The 15955-nt window shown below is 64.7% G+C and carries 20 protein-coding genes; 5 read left to right on the top strand and 15 right to left on the bottom strand.

Going from position 1 to position 15955, the window contains the following annotated elements:
* Nucleotide 1 precedes the first annotated feature (1 nt).
* The 6 genes from NMP98_RS08630 to NMP98_RS08605 all read right to left on the bottom strand — a co-directional run bounded on the left by NMP98_RS08630 (nt 2) and on the right by NMP98_RS08605 (nt 4715).
* The gene (locus NMP98_RS08630; RefSeq protein WP_254861104.1) at nt 2-292 is read right to left on the bottom strand and encodes a transcriptional regulator; all 291 of its coding nucleotides are present in this window, start codon (nt 290-292) and stop codon (nt 2-4) included.
* A 30-nt stretch (nt 293-322) separates the two neighbouring features.
* On the bottom strand, nt 323-1294 hold the full coding sequence (locus tag NMP98_RS08625; protein WP_254861103.1) for a nucleotidyltransferase family protein: 972 nt from the start codon (nt 1292-1294) through the stop codon (nt 323-325).
* Between the two features lie 70 nt (nt 1295-1364).
* Entirely contained in the window at nt 1365-2084 is a 720-nt protein-coding gene (locus NMP98_RS08620; protein ID WP_254861102.1) for a diphthine--ammonia ligase, read from the bottom strand.
* A 42-nt stretch (nt 2085-2126) separates the two neighbouring features.
* Entirely contained in the window at nt 2127-3257 is a 1131-nt protein-coding gene (locus NMP98_RS08615) for a DUF373 family protein (RefSeq protein WP_254861101.1), read from the bottom strand.
* 215 nt (nt 3258-3472) lie between these two features.
* Nucleotides 3473-4471 carry a signal peptide peptidase SppA gene (sppA, locus tag NMP98_RS08610; RefSeq protein WP_254861100.1) on the bottom strand — a complete coding sequence of 333 codons (999 nt, stop codon included), beginning with the start codon at nt 4469-4471 and terminating at the stop codon, nt 3473-3475.
* A gap of 55 nt (nt 4472-4526) precedes the next feature.
* Nucleotides 4527-4715, bottom strand: coding sequence for a hypothetical protein (locus tag NMP98_RS08605; protein ID WP_254861099.1), 189 nt, complete (start codon nt 4713-4715; stop codon nt 4527-4529).
* A gap of 114 nt (nt 4716-4829) precedes the next feature.
* Here NMP98_RS08605 and NMP98_RS08600 point away from each other — a divergent pair, with 114 nt between their 5' ends.
* The 3 genes from NMP98_RS08600 to NMP98_RS08590 all read left to right on the top strand — a co-directional run bounded on the left by NMP98_RS08600 (nt 4830) and on the right by NMP98_RS08590 (nt 6485).
* Nucleotides 4830-5288, top strand: coding sequence for a PUA domain-containing protein (locus NMP98_RS08600; protein WP_254861098.1), 459 nt, complete (start codon nt 4830-4832; stop codon nt 5286-5288).
* A 55-nt stretch (nt 5289-5343) separates the two neighbouring features.
* Entirely contained in the window at nt 5344-5742 is a 399-nt protein-coding gene (locus NMP98_RS08595; protein ID WP_254861097.1) for a nascent polypeptide-associated complex protein, read from the top strand.
* A gap of 62 nt (nt 5743-5804) precedes the next feature.
* Nucleotides 5805-6485: a methyltransferase domain-containing protein gene (locus NMP98_RS08590; RefSeq protein ID WP_254861304.1), complete on the top strand. Its 681-nt coding sequence runs from the start codon at nt 5805-5807 to the stop codon at nt 6483-6485.
* Here the strand turns inward: NMP98_RS08590 and NMP98_RS08585 are convergent.
* From NMP98_RS08585 to NMP98_RS08570, 4 genes are all read right to left on the bottom strand, one after another.
* Nucleotides 6466-7044, bottom strand: a complete 579-nt coding sequence (locus NMP98_RS08585) for a DUF6517 family protein (protein ID WP_254861096.1) — start codon at nt 7042-7044, stop codon at nt 6466-6468. The genes NMP98_RS08590 and NMP98_RS08585 overlap by 20 nt on opposite strands.
* Nucleotides 7045-7120: 76 nt before the next feature.
* Nucleotides 7121-7495: a group I truncated hemoglobin gene (locus NMP98_RS08580; RefSeq protein ID WP_254861095.1), complete on the bottom strand. Its 375-nt coding sequence runs from the start codon at nt 7493-7495 to the stop codon at nt 7121-7123.
* A gap of 48 nt (nt 7496-7543) precedes the next feature.
* The gene (locus NMP98_RS08575; protein ID WP_254861094.1) at nt 7544-8914 is read right to left on the bottom strand and encodes a geranylgeranyl reductase family protein; all 1371 of its coding nucleotides are present in this window, start codon (nt 8912-8914) and stop codon (nt 7544-7546) included.
* A 62-nt stretch (nt 8915-8976) separates the two neighbouring features.
* Nucleotides 8977-10476, bottom strand: a complete 1500-nt coding sequence (locus NMP98_RS08570; protein ID WP_254861093.1) for a DUF790 family protein — start codon at nt 10474-10476, stop codon at nt 8977-8979.
* A 99-nt stretch (nt 10477-10575) separates the two neighbouring features.
* Between NMP98_RS08570 and NMP98_RS08565 the strand changes: the two genes are divergently transcribed.
* Nucleotides 10576-11292, top strand: coding sequence for a DUF2071 domain-containing protein (locus NMP98_RS08565; protein ID WP_254861092.1), 717 nt, complete (start codon nt 10576-10578; stop codon nt 11290-11292).
* A gap of 1 nt (nt 11293) precedes the next feature.
* Here NMP98_RS08565 and NMP98_RS08560 read toward each other — a convergent pair whose 3' ends face one another.
* Both NMP98_RS08560 and NMP98_RS08555 read right to left on the bottom strand, forming a co-directional pair.
* Complete coding sequence (locus tag NMP98_RS08560; RefSeq protein ID WP_254861091.1) at nt 11294-12106, bottom strand: endonuclease III domain-containing protein; 813 nt, start codon at nt 12104-12106, stop codon at nt 11294-11296.
* Between the two features lie 60 nt (nt 12107-12166).
* A complete protein-coding gene (locus NMP98_RS08555; protein WP_254861090.1) occupies nt 12167-12583 on the bottom strand; it encodes a DUF371 domain-containing protein in 417 nt (138 codons plus the stop codon).
* Nucleotides 12584-12900: 317 nt separating this feature from the next.
* Between NMP98_RS08555 and NMP98_RS08550 the strand changes: the two genes are divergently transcribed.
* A complete protein-coding gene (locus NMP98_RS08550) occupies nt 12901-13791 on the top strand; it encodes a coiled-coil protein (RefSeq protein WP_254861089.1) in 891 nt (296 codons plus the stop codon).
* 52 nt (nt 13792-13843) lie between these two features.
* Here the strand turns inward: NMP98_RS08550 and NMP98_RS08545 are convergent, their stop codons facing one another.
* The 3 genes from NMP98_RS08545 to NMP98_RS08535 are packed head-to-tail and all read right to left on the bottom strand — an operon-like array spanning nt 13844 to nt 15953.
* Nucleotides 13844-14341, bottom strand: a complete 498-nt coding sequence (locus NMP98_RS08545) for a LabA-like NYN domain-containing protein (protein ID WP_254861088.1) — start codon at nt 14339-14341, stop codon at nt 13844-13846.
* Nucleotides 14342-14385: 44 nt separating this feature from the next.
* Nucleotides 14386-15255, bottom strand: a complete 870-nt coding sequence (locus tag NMP98_RS08540) for a spermidine synthase family protein (RefSeq protein WP_254861087.1) — start codon at nt 15253-15255, stop codon at nt 14386-14388.
* Nucleotides 15252-15953 carry a hypothetical protein gene (locus tag NMP98_RS08535; RefSeq protein WP_254861086.1) on the bottom strand — a complete coding sequence of 234 codons (702 nt, stop codon included), beginning with the start codon at nt 15951-15953 and terminating at the stop codon, nt 15252-15254. The genes NMP98_RS08540 and NMP98_RS08535 overlap by 4 nt, the downstream gene beginning before the upstream one ends.
* Nucleotides 15954-15955: the final 2 nt, after the last annotated feature.

Here is a 15955-nt window from a genome sequence, read left to right as displayed (position 1 = left end):
GCTACTGTATCGTAAACGCCGGTTCGGTCACGTTCTCGCTTTTGCACTCCGGACACCGCGAGGGGCGGTTCGTCAGGTCGTCGAACGACGAGAAGCCACAGTCGCGACACTCCGGCGGCGCTGCGAGCAACTGCTCGTCGGTGTCGTCGAGCGACCGCGCGATGTGTTCGACGTGTGACAACGCCGCGGCGGTGGTAATTTCGAATTCGTTCGCCAGCGCGCCCGCTTCGGCGCTGTCGGTTCGGAGGAACTCGGCGATGCGCTGCCGGGTGGTCTGCTCTGCACCCTGCATACCGCTACTCTGGGTCCCGAAGGCTAAAACTTACTCCCCGGAACCGTTCGTGAGTCGGGTGTGGGCGCCGATGAGCGCGCCCGCGAGGTCGACGTTCTCGATGTGCGTGCCTTCGTCGATGATGGTCTCGTGGATTTCACAGTCCGAGACGGTTGCGTCGCCGAAGACGACCGAGCGGTCCAGCGTCGAGTCGACGATTTTCGCCCCCGGCATGACGTGGACGTTCTCGCCGATAGTGGAGTTCTCGACGGTCGCCGATTCGGCGATGACGCTGTCGCCGTCCAGCGACCACGCGATTGCCTCCAGATACGACTCCGGCGTGCCGATGTCGAACCACGGCTCCTCGAAGACGAAGGCGTGGACCGCCTCCCTCGATTGTAGCCACTGCAGGAACCATCCCGGTTCGTCGGGGTTGTTGCCGCCTTCGAGGTACTCCTCGAACCGCAGCGACTCCGCGGGGAAGGCATAACAGGCGATGGAGACGAGCGTGCTCTTCGGCTCGTCGGGTTTCTCCTGGAAGTCGACGATTCGCTCGCCGTCCAACTCGACGAGGCCGTACGATTTGGCCTTCTCGCGGTCGCCGACGTCGTAGGCGGCGAGGGCGGCCGTTCCTTTCTCCTCGAAGTAGTCGACGAAGTCGGTGAGGTCGAAACCGATGAGGTTGTCGCCGGCGACGACGACCAAGTCGTCGTCGATGCCCTCGCGGTCGACCAACTGCCCGAGTGCGCCGACGACACCGAACTTCTCCGATTCCTCGGTGGTGTCCTCGACGGAGAGCGTCGGCTTCTCGAAGTCGCTCTCGGCGATGTAGCGTTCGAACTCCTCGGCGAAGCGCTCGTTCGTCGAGACGTACACCTCTTCGATTCGGTCGTCGCCTTCCAGCGCTTCGAAAATCCGGTCGATAACGGTGGATTCACCCACCGGGAGGAACATCTTCGGACGGTGTTTCGTGATGGGCCACAGACGCGTCGCGTACCCGCCAGCGAGAACGACGGCTTTCATTGTCCGATGACGACAGATGCCGCGGACAAGTGTCTTTTGTTACGACGAACGGGCCGACCGAAGCGACCCGCTACTCGCCGAGCCACGCATCGGTAACCCGCAGGGAGCCACGCGAACCGTCGAAGGACGTCTCGTATGCCAACTCGATGGGACGCTCCATGTGGGGGCCGTCGGTGACGAGCGTCTCGAACTCTCCGCCCTCCCCGAGGATGTGGACGCCGTACTCGTCGTTGAGCGCTTCGAGGTCGGCGAGGGCATCGGCATCCAGCGTCCGTCCGAGCCACGACTCGTCGAGTCCGTACGCCGCCACGCGGACGATTTTGATTTCGAAGCCGGCGTCCAACATCGCGTCGGCCAACTCGCGGGGCTCTTCCTGCCACAGCGGGGCGAACAACTCGGCATCGAGGCGCTCACACATCGCCTCGATGCGGTCGGTCTGATAACTACTTTCGACGGCGCCCGCGGTGACGCCGTCGATGCCGCCGAGGTCGTCGGCCAACTCGGCCAGCGCCGCCTCCAGCGGTTCCAACTCCCGGTCGCCGCGCTCGCCGCTGTCTTCGGTCGGGTCGGCACCTGCCTCGAAGTCCTCGGGGCGAACGTCGACGAGCGGAATACCGATGCTCTCGGCGGCCAGCGACGCCAACTCGGTCGCGGGAACGTGGTACATGAAGGAGTCGCCCTCGGGGTGGACCGTCACCAGTCGCTCGACCGGCAAACCGCGTTCGAGCGCTCGATACAGCGCCCACGAGGAGTCCTTCCCGCCCGAAAAGAGGCTCACCCACGGATTCATACCCGGAGTAACCGAGCGGCGGCTAAATGGGCGTCGGTTCCGCTACTCGGGGACCTCTTCGAGCGGCGAATCACCCTCGCTCATCCGCGAGGCGAAGGCGACCCCGAGGAAACTCGCGAGGATGCCGGCGGCGACGTACAGCGCGAGTCGCCCCCAGATTCCGAGAACGAACCCCTCGATACTCACGGGACCGAGTTCGGTCGCCGGCACGTTGAAGGGGCCGAGCACGTCGGCGCGTTCGAGGAAATACCCCGTGAAGCCACGGACGACCAAACCGACGGCAACGACGCCGAACGGGAGGTTCATCAGCGCCGCGGAGACACCCTCTTCGGCCAGCAACTCGTCGATGAGGCGGCCGGTCGCGGCCGCCAGTGCCGCCGCCGCGAACCACGGAACGCTGTCGAAAATGAACCGCAAGCCGACCAGCAGTTCGCTCGTCACGGTCATGTTCGTCGCGCTGATGCCGCCGGCGAAGATGCCGACGAACGCCAACCCGGTTCCGACGACGTAGGTGACGAGCGACACCTGTCCGGAGTAGAAGGCGTCCCGAACCCGCCGAGGAAGCGTCGCCACGAAGTCGTCGATGCCGAGACCCTTGTACAGAAGGAACGTCCCGATGACTGCGGCGATGGCCGACAGCGCGATGGCCACGTCGTCGGCCAACAGCAGCAACACCGGAAACGCGAGCAATGCGGCGCCGATGGGGACCAACACCGTTCCGCGTAACTCCTCGTCGCCGAGGAACTGCTTCAGGAGGTAGTACGTCGATTGGATGTCGTGGGACTGTCGGACGACTACGCGGTCGACCGCATCGACTTGGACGCGACTCTCGATGATGGGGACGAGTCGCTCGTCGCTGGCTGAATCCGTGACGACGATTGCGGCCTCGATGTCGTTGTCCGCGACGAGAGTGTCGATACCGCGGGCGACGGCGCGGTCGCCGTTGATGCCGTCGCCGCCACCGCCGGAAATGACGGCGACGAGGGGGTCTTCGCCCTCGTCGCGGAGGTCCCGGGCGACGCTGAGCGTCTCCAACAGGCAGTTGACACGGCTATCCTCGGGGTCGTCGATGCCCACGTCGGTGACGAGCGCTTGGACGGCCTCCCAGCCAACGATTGGGCCGTTCGGCCCGAGGGTCCCGTCGCGGTCGACGCACACGACCAGCGTGCTCACGGTGGTCCGTTGCCAGTGGGCGGACAAAAGCTTTCAGGACGAACTTTTTGCACGGTCGCCTGCGGCGACCGGCAAAAACTTCGATGAAAAATAGCGACTCGTTCCCGTCGCGCGCCGAGGGCGCGCGGTGGTCACTTCGTCGCTACCGGCGGCTTCGCCGCCGGCGAACCGCTCGGCGCTTCGCGCCTCGCGGATGCTCAACTATCCCGGCGGCGTTATACCCGAAACCGGAACTCGCCGCTGGCGTCGGTGAACTGACTGGCGATACCGGCGCCGACGGCGTAGGCGACGGATTCGGCACCGCCGCGGAGCCGTTCGGCGACGCCGAGTCGTGGCTCCAGTTCCGTCGTCGACACCTCCTCGTCGAGGAGGTCTTCGAGGCGCTCCTCTACGTCTTTGCGGGTGCCGATGGAGTCGACCAGCCCCATCTCGTGGGCCTCGCTTCCGAGAAAGACCTTCGCTTCGGTGTCGCGAATCTCGGTTTCGTCCATCCCTCTGCCCTCGGCGACCGTCTCGACGAACTGGTCGTAGTAGTCGTCGATGATGCCCTGCAGGTACTCCCGTTCCTCCGGTTCGAGGTCATCGAAGGGGACGCCAGCCTCTTTGAACTCCCCGGCAGTGAGCTGTTCGTATTCGAGGCCAGCCTTCTCCAAGAGGTCGGCGGCGGTCATCCGCGACCCACGGACGCCGATGGAGCCGACGACGCTGCCGTCGCGGGCCCACAACTCGTCACAGCCGGAGGCAATCCAGTAGCCGCCGCTGGCACACACGTCGGTCGTGTAGGCGACGGTCGGGCCGTCGAAACGTTTCGCCGCCAGCCGGATATCGTCGCTCGGGACGACGGCGCCGCCGGGCGTGTTCAACCGCAACAACAACGCTTCCGCGTTGTCGTCTGTGTCAGCGTTCTCGATGAGGTCGACGATTTTGTCCGCGCCGGGAGTGCCTGGAGTTGATGGGGGGAACCCACCGCCGCCGTCACGGGTAATCGGTCCCTCGACGGCTACCTCCGCGACGTTGTACGCCGGAAACACGTTAGCAGCGATGTTGCTTCCGACGCGGAGTCCAGCGGCGACGGTCGCGACGACGAGCAACACACCAATCAGTTCGGCCGTATCCGCGGGTGTTGCGACGAACAGCAACCACGCGGCGACGGCGGCGACGGCGGCGACGAAGAGTCCGATGACGACCCGTCCGAGCCTCTCGAATCCGTTCATGCCCGGAGTGAGGGCCGTCTGACTGTTAAGTGTGGGTGAGAAGGGTATCGACGGTTCAGACGGCGGCGTCCTTCTCGGAGAGTCCGACGAGAAGGGTTCCGACGACCATTCCCAGCGTGGCGACTGCGGCGACGCCCGGGGCGTACGGAATCGGCGTGTCGAGGAACCCTGCGACGAGGACGACGATACTGCAGACGACGAGGAGCGCGGCGCCGACGACGAGCCTGCCCGTGTTGGTTGCCATACCTGTCGGTATGTGAACCCGGCAGTTAAAACTCACCGATTGTCCTGAGCGGGGGGGTTCCGTCGTCGATGACCGACTCACAGGGGTTTTGCGGGTGCGGCACCCAGCGATGGTATGGGTAGCAGTCTCGATTCGTTGCGGACCGTCGCGGACTACCAGTTCGGGGCGGGCGCCGGCGCCGCGCTGTTCGACGGCGACATCACCGTCCAGCGAACCAGTTCCGGCCGGCCACAGCAGATTCTCGCCGACGACGACCGGATACTCTCCTACGGCGTCGACGGCCGGTTCACGCTCGGCGCGGCCGGCGGACGGCGGTTGCAGGCCGCCCTCGATGCGCCGGCCTACCGGGTCGTCGTCGGCGACGACAGCGAACCGTTCGTCCGCGAGGAGAAGAACGTCTTCGCGAAGTTCGTCCGGGAGGTCGACCCCGCCGTCCGTCCGGGCGACGAGGTGTTGGTCGAACACTACGACGGCGACCTCTTGGCGGTCGGTCGAGCCGAACTCTCGGCCGACGCCATGCTCGATTTCGAGACGGGCATGGCGGTGAAAGTCCGCGACGGCATCGAGGCGTGAGTTCGCCCACGGCGTAACATCAGGCTTTTTGCCCCGTCGCGCCCTCACTTCGGGTATGTTTGGAGGAGGCGGCGGCATGAATCCGCGCAAGATGGAACAGATGATGAGCCAGATGGGTATCGACCTCACCGACATCGACGCCGAGGAGGTCATCATCCGCACGGCCGACGAGGAACTCGTCTTCCACGACGCCGAGGTCCAGCGGATGGACGCCCAGGGCCAGCAAACGTATCAAATCGTCGGCGACCCCGACACGCGGCCACGCGGCGAGGGCACCGAGGCCATCGAGGGTGAGTCGGAATCCGAGAGCGACGACACCGGCAGCAGCGAGTTCTCCGACGAGGACGTCGAAATCGTCGCTCGCCGGGCCGGTGTCTCCGAGGAGCGCGCCCGTGAAGTCCTCGAGGAGACCGGCGACCTCGCGGCGGCCGTCCAGAAGCTCGAAGTAGAGTGAGCGAGCGACGCGTTCTCGTCGTTCGTGGCAACCGGGAGTTCCTCGTTCGCCCCGGCGAGACGATGGAGTCCGACCTCGGTATTCTCGAAGTCCCCGAGGACGTAACCACCGGGACGACCCTCGAGACGCATCTCGGGGAGGCCTTCGAGGTCCGACGACTCCGCGGTCCGGACCTCTTCGACCACCTCGAACGCACCGGCGCGCCGATGATGCCACGCGACATCGGCTTGGTCGTCGGCCACACCGGCGTCGCTTCGGGCGACCGCACGCTCGACGCCGGTACCGGAACCGGCGTTCTCGCCGCCTATCTCGGCAGACTTGGTGTCGATGTGACGACTTACGAACGCGACCCGGAGTTCGCCGAGGTGGCTCGCGAGAACATGGACCTCGCGGGCGTCACCGACACCGTCGAGGTCCGGTCCGGCGACCTGCTGGAGGACCTCGACGACATCGAGGGGTCCTTCGATTTGCTGACGCTCGATACGGGCGATGCGCCCGCGGTCGTCGAGCGCGCCCCGGAGCTGCTCGCTCCCGGTGGGTTCGTCGCCGCCTACACTCCCTTCGTCGAGTCCGCCCGCGGCTGCGTCGAGGCCGCCCGCGAAGCGGGTCTTTCGGAAATCGAGACGCTCGAAACCATCCAGCGACGGATGGACTTCGACGACCGCGGCTCTCGGCCATCGACTGCGGGCGTCGGCCACACGGGGTATCTCTGTTTCGCCCGCTTTACCCCACAGCTCGAATGATATCGAGCAGTTCCTTTTCGTAACGCTCCGTCTCGGCGTCGTTGACCCACCGGTCGAGACCGTCGGTCGGATAGGCGCCGCCGGCGACGTAGAACGCCCCGTCGTACCACGCGGCGACCCGCCCTGCGACCGGCAGTGTCTCACCGTCGAGGGTGAGTTGCGCCCGATAGCGGGTGAGCCGTGCCCGCTTTCGGTTGTCGGTGCGGACGCTCTCGGTGTCGCCGACCTCGACGGCTTCGAAGCCGCGCTCGCGGAGTTCCTCGGCGAACTCCCGTTTGGACTCGGTGACGATGCGCGGTTTCACGAGCGAGGTGGTTCCGAACGGTAGCGACGGAGAGAACTCGAGTTGCGTGGCGAAGACGAACCGCCAGATGCGGTCGGGACCGCCCGCGGCGACGATGCGTTCCCGGAGGTCGGCGTCCTCGTAGACGACGGTGTGGCCAGTCACCTCGACGTTCGGGAGACTGAACACCGTCTCCGCCGTCTCCTCGGTGCGTTTCCACCGGCTATCGGACCGCACCGAGTCGGGAACCGCCGGCTGCGTTCCGGTGTTCGACATACCCTAAAAACGGACTGAAGGGCCTTCATTGTACGCGCCATTGGGACCGCTGTCCGAATACACCCCCGAACGCGTCTCACTCGCCGTCCGGCGACGCCAGGAGGTCCTCTTCGTATGCGGCTATCGCCCCGATGACTTTCTCGGCGTCGTCCTCCGGCACGTCGAACTCCTCGAGCGATTCGGACAGGAGGTCGACTGCGCGCTGGATGTGGGCCGACGTGAACGGCACGTGGAGGTGTGCCTCACGCACGGGTGCCGCATCGTACGTTTCCGGACCGCCTGCCGCTTCACAGAGGAAGTCCGTCTGTGTCTTCCGGAGTCTCTCCATGTCGGCGTCCTCGAAGAACGGTCCGAGTTCGTCGTCTGCCTGCAATCGGTCGTAGAAATCGTCGACGACGGCGCGGATTCCATCGTGTCCTCCGAGTCGCTCGTACAGCGTCTCCTCGGCCATACTGACTCGGTTCGTGTTCTCGCGGATTAAACGACTCGAAACCGGCGCTCAGTACTTCGGTTCCGCGCCCGTCTCCGCGTAGATGTCGTCCATGATGTGGTCGCGCTCGCGACGCCAGGACTCGAAGCCGTCGGGGCTGGAGGGGTAGGTTTCGTAGTGGTCGAGCAGGCGGTCGGCGAGGTTCTTCGTGTCGTAGAGGTTCTTCAGCGTCCCCCAGTGGCCGATGGACTTGTACAGCACCTGCAGTTTGAGTTTGAGGCTGACGTTCGCCGACCCCGAATACAGCGCATCCGAGAGTTTTTCGGCGGGCATCGCGGCCAGAAGCGCCAAGAGGTCGTCGAGGTCATAGGCCGTCGAGAAGATGTTGTAAATGTCGAGGGCGGCGTACCGGCCGCCGTAGTGGTCCATCACACGCTCGTTGTACCGCCAGAGACTCGACTCGCTCACGTCGCCTTCCTCGATGGCCTGGATGGCCTGCTCGCCGGCGTACTGGCCGGCGTAGGCAGCGCCGGCGATGCCGCCGCCGCTAATGGGGTTGACGTGGGCCGCCGAGTCGCCGATGGCCATGTATCCGGGTGCGACCGCCGAGTCGTACGGTCGACGAGTCGGGAGTGCGGCGCCGAGTTTGTCCTTGACGGTGGCGTTTTTCAATTCGGGTCGCTGGCTGATGTCCTCCCGGAGGTCCTTGACGAGCTTCATCGGCTCCTCGTTCATCTGGAAGCCCAGGCCGACGTTGATTTCGGTGGGGGTTCGCGGGAAGTACCAGAGATACCCCGCCGAGCGCTTGGTCGGTTTGAACACGAGGGCGTCGGACCACTCGACGGGTTCGTCGACCTCGATGACCTCCCGGTAGGCGGAGGCGAACTGCGAGTAGCGGACGTTGGTGTCGAAGGTGGCGTCCTCGAAATCGGCCTTGTCCTGTAGCAGCGACAGTGCGCCGGCGCCGTCGAGGGTAATCGTCGCCTCGTAGGTTCGGGGGTCGCCTTTGTGTTTGGCTTTGACGCCGCGGACGCGGCCGTCGTCGTCCTGCATCACGTCTTGGACGACGGTGTCGTAGTGGAACTCGACGCCGGCGCGTTCGGCGCCGTCGATGACGAGTCGGCCGTACTCCCAGCGGTCGATGACGGCGAGCTCGCCCGGAACGGGAATGTCGAGGACGGCGTCCTCCTGTGGAATCTCGAACTGACCGTGGTCGACCTCGGTGTTGGTGAAGGCGTCGGCGATGTCGGATTTCGGAATGGACTCGGGGAAGTTGTCGGCGCCCTTCAGCGCGTCGCCGCAGGCGATGTGGCCCGCCTCCTCGGCGTCCTTCCGTTCGACGATGACGACGTCGTAGCCCGCATCCGAAAGCGTCGCGCCGGCGTAACAGCCGGCGGTTCCGGCCCCGACGATGACGACGTCGTACTCGAAGGTGGTCATGTCCGCCTCTCAACACCCGGGCGGCAAAACTCTTGCCAACAGTCACGGTTGACCATCACCGCTCACTTCTCTCGAACCGTGCCGCCGCCGAGGCCCTCCCACTCCACGCGATAGCCGAGTCGGGACAGCACCGCACTCGCATCGTTGATGTCGTGCTCCGACAGCAAGTCTTCGACGGTGGCGAGGTCCATCCCTGCCTCGATGCGGTCGGCCAGCGTCTCCAGCACCGCCGGCCGGACGAGCGTGCGCCCGACGCGTTCGTGTTCCGGGAACGTCGCTTCCTCGATGGCCGATTCGGGGACGCCGTGGCAGTCGGCGAGGGCGGCGATGGTCGTCACGTCGGAGTCGGGACCCAACTCGTCGGGAACCGATTCGGCGCTTTCGGCGCGCAACTCCTCTTCGTAGGGCCGAAGCGCGTCACGAACGTCTTTCAGTCGAACCGTCTTCGAGTACGGTATCGCGCGGTGGCCCTCCGCTTCGATGGCCTCGCCGACGCCGAGTGACTCGTCGTAGGCGACCAGAAACGCCACGTCTTCGAGGGCGGCGAACTGCGAGAGCTTCTTTTCGACGTACTCGGGCGTCCAGAAGCCCATTATCTCGAAGAACACCCTGAAATCGCCGTGTTTCCACTCGAAGGTGAAATCGGGGATGGCGACGTGCTCGCCGGCGGCCAGCGGTTCGGGTTCCCGAACGAGGTCCCAATCGAGGTCCAGCGCGTCGAATCTGGCGTAAAAATCCGATTCGACGCCGCTGTCGAAGGTCGGTTCGGCGACGGGGTCGGTTCCCGGTACCGTCACGTCGCCGTCGCCGAGGGTCAGGCGGCGTTCGGTGCCGCGGTCGTCGATGGTGGCGTCGAGGTGCCACTCCTCGGCTTTGGCGACCGTCCGCAGCAGGCGGGCAAAGCGCGTCCCGTAGCGACGGGAGCGCTTGAACAGCGCGTCGGGGCCGGTGACGACCACTTCGCGTCCGTCGTCGGTGCGGCGAATCTCGTACATCAGGCGGAGCCGTTTGACCGCCGAGACGAGCGCCTTCGGGTCCGACGAGCGGACGCGGACCTCAATGGCGTCGAACAGCGCGGTCTGTGCAAGGGAGAGGTCGTACTGGTCTCGGAGGCTCTCGGGGTCGTAGTCCGATTCGACGGCAACGAGGACTTCCTCCGTCTCCCGGTCGGCGAACAGCGACGCCTCGATGTCCTCCGGTGTGGTGTCGAGACGCTCTGCGGCCCGCTCCAACGCCGTCTCGCGTTCGGCCTCGGTGACGACGCCGACTGACTCGGCGGCCTCGAAGGCGGTCGTTCGGGCGCGAATCGGGTTCAGCGGCGCCCGCGTTTCGAAGGTCGCCTCGCGTTCGAGCAGTTTGGCGAACCCCCTGACGAGTTTGAAATCCGACGCCTCTCCTTCGAGGTCGGTGAGGGCGGCCTCCAGCGTCTCGCGTCGCTCGCCGACATGGCCCTGGTAGGAACCGAGGACGCGCGCGGCGAGCGCCTCGTCGTCGGCGTCGGTGAACTGCGGGTGGTAGCCGCCGCCAGCACGGGAGACCCGCAGGAGGTCCTTCGTGAGCACAGGGGAACTGCGACTCCGGGGGCTAAAAGCGCCACGGCAGTCGGCTCGGGCGATGAACCGACACCCACCGTTTTGTCGGGTCCGGCCGATTTTCGGGGTATGCTGCCCACGCTCAGGGGGGTTATCGACCGCCGCATCCTCGTCAACTACCGGGTCAACCCCGCAGCGTTGGATGCGGTGCTTCCCGACCGATTCAGTCCCCACACCGTCGAGGGCTACGCCATCGGCGGCATCTGTCTCATCCGCCTCCGGGATTTACGTCCGAGGTGGGGTCCGCGGTTCGTCGGCGCGGGCTCGGAGAACGCCGCCCACCGCATCGCGGTCGAGGTCGACGGCAACGAGGGCGAACGCGCCGTGTTCGTCCCACGGCGGGATACGAACTCCCGGATTGTGACTCTCCTCGGTGGACGGGCGTTCCCGGGCGTCCACCACCACGCCACGTTCGATGTCGTGGAAGGAGACGGCAGGTACGCAGTCGAGATGCAAAGCGATGATGGCGAAACCCACGTGCGGGTGGACGGCCGGCGGACCGATACCCTGCCCGAGGGTTCGGTGTTCGACTCCGTGGCGGCGGCTTCGAGGTTTTTCGAGGCCGGGTCTGTCGGCTACTCGCCGGACAGGAGTGGTGCGGAGTACGAACGACTCGACCTTCAGACCCTCGAGTGGGATGTCACGCCACTTTCGGTGAGCAACGTCGCGTCGAGTTATTTCGATACCATGTCGACGGACGCCGTCGCGTTCGACCACGCGCTGTTGATGGAGGATATCGACCACGAGTGGCACGAGGGTGAATCGCTCTGTTCGTCGCCAGCGTAACTCACCGCTCGGGGGCTTCACTCGGGTCGATTACCTCGCCCGTCTCCGGGTAAACCCCGAGTTGGTCACAGTCGTCGGCCAGCGGGCAGGCGTCGGGGTCCTCCAAGCACGCCGGCTTGCGCGCCGAGCAGTACTCCCGACCGAACTGAATCATCGCGGTGTGACCGAACCCACATTTCCCGGCCGGAACGTCCCGTTCGAGGTATTCGCGAACTTCCTCGTGGTCGGCATCGGCCGGAGCCAGTCCCATCCGGCGGGCGATGCGGTGGACGTGGGTATCGACCGGAAAAACACCCCCGCGCCCCCCCGAGAACAGCAACACGCAGTCGGCGGTTTTCGGCCCGACGCCTTTCAAATCGAGTAGGGCGCCACGGACTTCTGTGGGTGCTTCGTCCTTGACGAACCCGTCGAAGCCCGCAGCCCCGCCGTACTCGGCGATGACGCGCTCGGCGAGTCGGATGAGCGTCTCCGATTTCTGGTTGTACAGTCCCGCAGAGGAGATTGTCTCGGCGAGTTCGTCTTGGGCGGCGTCGGCGAGGGCCACCGCGAGGTCGCCGGGGTTGTCGCGGCCGTACCGTTCCATCAGCGCGTCGTGTGCCGGTTGACTCGCCTTGTCGGAGGTGTTTTGGCTCAATACGGTGCGGACGAGACACTCGAAGGCGTCCTGTCCGCCGTAGGTCTTCTGCCAGTACAATTCGCCGAGTCGGTCGACGATGCCTTCGGCGCGAGTGTCGGCCGCCGTAGGGTCGAACTCCGATATCGTACCGCCGCCGGATTCGCCTCCGGAGATGTTCTCGGCGGGTTCGTCGTCCATGTGACCACGTAGGCCGTCGACCCCCAAAACCCTAGCCGAGGCGGCGAATCGGTCTGCGGTTCAGGCGTCGACCGTGAGGACGCATTCGAGGTTGGCGCCCGAGGCGAGCGCCTCGACGAAGTCCCGGTCGAGGTCCGCCGCGGCGGCGTCGCATCCGACGACGATGGTCCGGTCGTCGACGTAGTCGCTGGTTCGGCCGACCATGCTGCGGTCGTTCTCGAAGGTGAGGTCGGGGTGGCCCCGTCCCTCGATGACCTGCTCGTGGTCCTCGGCCCGGAGGGTGACCGTGATGGTCGCGTCGTGGGACCGGCAGGCCTCGACGAACGCATCGTCGAAGTCGGCGGGAACGGTGTCGGCTTCGATACCGAGGATGCAATCACCCGCGGGTGTGAGCCAGTCGTCGCTCGTCAACTCGAACGTACTCGTGTGTTCGGCGCTGACGTGCTCGTGGCCGCTCGCGTGCACGCGTTGTTCCATACTCTTGAGAAAACGAGGCCGGTACTTCAGGGCGTCCGTTCGCTCGTTGGGCGCTCGTGCCCTGTTTATATACTCTCCGAAACGTGTGCGAACAGCTAACGCGGCACCTTCAGGCGTGTGGTAGCCGTTTTCACGTGTCTCGACCTCCGAAATTTTTAAATAGCGAAACACAGTAGTAACAGACACCAGAACGCATCCGGCGTTCGGCAGCATCGTCAGCCGACCAGAATGATAGGTACGATTCCTTGTACGGCGACAGCGGCTCTCCGAGCGTTAGCTGTCCGCACCCGGAGCGGTAATGGAGTAGAACGATAACCATGGTAGAGTCAATCGACGAATCCCAGAACGTAGAACTGACAGACGACGACCTCGAAAACGATTCTAAAGGTCAACTCATCAAACGCGCCGGCCAGCTTCGCGACCGGCGAAACGAGCTCAATCAGATGGCCTCCGAGCGCGCTTCCAAGCGCGACGAACTCAACGCGAAAACTCGCGAGAAGGTCGACGAGGCCCAACAGCACCGCGAGAAGCGCGACGAGCTCAACGAGCAGGTCCAAGAGCACAAAGAGAAGCGAAACGAGCTCAACGCCAAGGCCAACGAGCTCTTCGACAAGGTCGACGACCTCAAAGACGACCTCGAACTCTCCGAGGGCAAGAGCGTCGACCAGCTCAAAGAGGAAATCGAAGAGCTGGAGTTCAAACAGCAGACCGAAGTGCTCTCGACGGAAGACGAGCGCGAACTCATCGAGAAAATCGAGGAGAAACGCGAGAAACTCGCCGACCGGAAAGGGAAACTGAACCAGGACGGCGAACTCGAAGAGCTCAAAGAGGAAGCCCAGGAGGTCCGCGCGGAAGCCTCCAACCACCACCAGAAGGTGACCGAGCTCGCCGACAAGGCCCAGGAACACCACAACCAGATGATTGAGGCCTATCGGGAGGCCGACGACATCCGCGACGAGGCCGACGAGTGGCACGAGAAGTTCGTCGACGCCCAGGAGGCGGCCGACCGCCACCACGAGGACTTCGTCCGCGTCCAGAAGCGCCTGCGCGAACTCGACAAGGAAGAAGAACAGGAGCGCAAGGGCGAGCGCGAAGAGAAGCGCGAGGCCGCAAAGGAGGAAGCCGAGGAAATCTACCAGAAGTTCAAGGAAGGCGAAACCCTCGACACCGAGGACCTGATGAAGCTGCAGAAGGCCGGCAAACTGTAATCGACGCTATCTAACGCCGCACGGCTCGCTGTTTTGCTGTTCTCTCGACCCGTTAGAGGAGGAACCGCTCTTCGTCTTCGCTCATGTCGACGAAGGAGTCGGCGGCATCCCGAAGCTCTTCGGCCGTCGAGGAGCCGAAGCCGAACACCTCGGTGCGGACGCCCTCATGGCGCAGGTGGGTACACAGTCGCGCGAAGTCGCCGTCGCCGCTACACAGCACGACCACGTCGACTTTCGGCGCGAGCGTCACCGAGTCGAGACACATCCCCAAATCCCAGTTGGCCTTCTTCGACCCGTCGGCGAAGGTCTTGATGTCCTTGATTTTCGTCTCGAAGCCGATGTCCCGCAGCGCCTCGAAGAACTCCTCTTCGCTCGGCGAATCGGCGCGGATGACGTAGGCGATGGCACGGACGAGTTCTCGGTCCTCGACGGCGGCCTCAAGCAGTTCGGTGTAGTCGATATTTCGGGAGTAGAGGCTGTGGGCAGTGTGATAGAGGTTCTGGGAGTCGGCGATAATCGCGACCCGCTGGCTGTCGTGAATCGGCGGCATATCCGAAGTCGTTCGGCCTGCCGGATAGGTTTTCGTATCGGTCGTCAGGACTCGGTGCAGTCGTGGATTCCGAGCGTCGTAGCCACCTCGTCTCGGGAATACACGAGCCGAATCCGACAATCGTCGTTGATACCTACGTAGGTAGAGTCGCCGAACCCTACGACACCGTTGTCACTTCGCTCTCCAAGCCACGGTCCGGGTGCCGTTTGGTTGGCGCTCTCGGCGGCAGCGAATCCTTTCCCACGGATGTAGAGGTGTTCTGCCTTGACCGAATCTCCACCACCGTGGGTGATGTTGAGCATCGTTTCGTTCCCTTCCGTGGTCTGTGTCTCGAATTGGACGAGCAAATTCGGACCGGTCGTGCTGTACCGTTCCGTTTCCTCGTCGGCGAAATCGGTGGCGATTGGTGACCCTCCGACGAAGCCGACTGCGAAGAGAACCACGAGAGCGAGGTTGAGGGCGACCGGCCACGCCGGTCGTATCGTGTCGCGATTCGAGAGCACCCAGTAGGCTGTGGCGCCGGTGCCGACGAAGAACGCGACGAGCGCATAGAGGATACCGAGAATGAACAGACTTCCAACACCAATGTTCATGTAGTCGAGGGTGTACAGCACCGCAATAAACGCCACCAGTGGGCCGAGTATCGCGACGGTTGCGATGATTCCGTGATAGAGACGCTGTCCGTCCTCTTTCGTTCGGACGATAGCAACCCCAATCGGAATAGCAGCGTAGAGGACTGCAAGCGCGAGAACGAGCGATTTTACGACAGCCGAGCCGACTCGTGCACCGATACCCGAGAGCGATGGCTCGATTGGCACGAACACCGTCATCGCTGCGACGACCCCACCGACGATGCCGACCGCGAACGTCAGGGCTGCAGCGTACGCCAGCAGCCGCTTTCGCGGCCCCGTCATGGGAACAGCGCGAACAGCACCAACGCGAGAAGCGGTGCCAGAAAGAGGTTCAACACCGTCACGTAGCCGAGGACGCCCCGTCGCTTGAGCGCGTTGTCGGGGAAGGCCTCGCTTGCGAACCGGTAGCCGACGTACTCGGAGGCGGCGAAGACGGCCGCCCCGACGAGCGTGACGAAAGCGCCCGCGAGCCAGCAGGGCACCGGGCCGCAGGTCGTCGCGAACTGGACGCCTTCGGGATACGTGGGTTGGATGCGGGCGGCCTCGGCTTTCGTCAGGCCGTTCGCTTCGACCCACTCGACGACCGGATGCCCGTCGGGGAGGTCCTCGATTCGGACCGTCGGGTCGGCCGCCTGCACCGACTCGACGAGGTCCTCACGGCCGGCTTCGAGCAGGAGGTGCGCCACGGCACAGGGCGTTCCGTCGAAGCCGACGAACAGCGGCGTTCGTTCGGCCTCGGTTCGGTTCGTCGGGAACTCGCCGCGGCGGCGGTACGCTGCCAGTCGGTCGAGATGTCGCTGTCGACGGCGGCGCTGGGTGTTCGTGAGATGGTCGTGTTCGGCGTCTCGGAGCGCCGCCTCGGTCCGCCGGAGGTGTTCGCGTATCCGGACGGCATCGATTCGACGGCGCAGTCGGTTCACGGCGTCGACGGAGGGTGCGGGCGGCCGGTCGGCCGACACGTCGTTTCGTGTCGATGACATTG

Source organism: Natronomonas gomsonensis (genome assembly GCF_024300825.1).
GTDB lineage: Archaea > Halobacteriota > Halobacteria > Halobacteriales > Haloarculaceae > Natronomonas > Natronomonas gomsonensis.
Note: the sequence above shows the minus strand (reverse complement) of the source record. Positions and strands in the feature narration are given on the sequence as shown.

What these genes read in the sequence shown, in the direction of transcription:
- NMP98_RS08630 (WP_254861104.1), bottom strand. Translation starts at nt 292, where the DNA reads ATGCAGGGTGCAGAGCAGACCACCCGGCAGCGCATCGCCGAGTTCCTC.
- NMP98_RS08625 (WP_254861103.1), bottom strand. Translation starts at nt 1,294, where the DNA reads ATGAAAGCCGTCGTTCTCGCTGGCGGGTACGCGACGCGTCTGTGGCCC.
- NMP98_RS08620 (WP_254861102.1), bottom strand. Translation starts at nt 2,084, where the DNA reads ATGAATCCGTGGGTGAGCCTCTTTTCGGGCGGGAAGGACTCCTCGTGG.
- sppA (WP_254861100.1), bottom strand. Translation starts at nt 4,471, where the DNA reads ATGAACGGATTCGAGAGGCTCGGACGGGTCGTCATCGGACTCTTCGTC.
- NMP98_RS08605 (WP_254861099.1), bottom strand. Translation starts at nt 4,715, where the DNA reads ATGGCAACCAACACGGGCAGGCTCGTCGTCGGCGCCGCGCTCCTCGTC.
- NMP98_RS08600 (WP_254861098.1), top strand. Translation starts at nt 4,830, where the DNA reads ATGGGTAGCAGTCTCGATTCGTTGCGGACCGTCGCGGACTACCAGTTC.
- NMP98_RS08595 (WP_254861097.1), top strand. Translation starts at nt 5,344, where the DNA reads ATGTTTGGAGGAGGCGGCGGCATGAATCCGCGCAAGATGGAACAGATG.
- NMP98_RS08590 (WP_254861304.1), top strand. Translation starts at nt 5,805, where the DNA reads ATGGAGTCCGACCTCGGTATTCTCGAAGTCCCCGAGGACGTAACCACC.
- NMP98_RS08585 (WP_254861096.1), bottom strand. Translation starts at nt 7,044, where the DNA reads ATGTCGAACACCGGAACGCAGCCGGCGGTTCCCGACTCGGTGCGGTCC.
- NMP98_RS08580 (WP_254861095.1), bottom strand. Translation starts at nt 7,495, where the DNA reads ATGGCCGAGGAGACGCTGTACGAGCGACTCGGAGGACACGATGGAATC.
- NMP98_RS08575 (WP_254861094.1), bottom strand. Translation starts at nt 8,914, where the DNA reads ATGACCACCTTCGAGTACGACGTCGTCATCGTCGGGGCCGGAACCGCC.
- NMP98_RS08565 (WP_254861092.1), top strand. Translation starts at nt 10,576, where the DNA reads ATGCTGCCCACGCTCAGGGGGGTTATCGACCGCCGCATCCTCGTCAAC.
- NMP98_RS08560 (WP_254861091.1), bottom strand. Translation starts at nt 12,106, where the DNA reads ATGGACGACGAACCCGCCGAGAACATCTCCGGAGGCGAATCCGGCGGC.
- NMP98_RS08555 (WP_254861090.1), bottom strand. Translation starts at nt 12,583, where the DNA reads ATGGAACAACGCGTGCACGCGAGCGGCCACGAGCACGTCAGCGCCGAA.
- NMP98_RS08550 (WP_254861089.1), top strand. Translation starts at nt 12,901, where the DNA reads ATGGTAGAGTCAATCGACGAATCCCAGAACGTAGAACTGACAGACGAC.
- NMP98_RS08545 (WP_254861088.1), bottom strand. Translation starts at nt 14,341, where the DNA reads ATGCCGCCGATTCACGACAGCCAGCGGGTCGCGATTATCGCCGACTCC.
- NMP98_RS08540 (WP_254861087.1), bottom strand. Translation starts at nt 15,255, where the DNA reads ATGACGGGGCCGCGAAAGCGGCTGCTGGCGTACGCTGCAGCCCTGACG.
- NMP98_RS08535 (WP_254861086.1), bottom strand. Translation starts at nt 15,953, where the DNA reads ATGTCATCGACACGAAACGACGTGTCGGCCGACCGGCCGCCCGCACCC.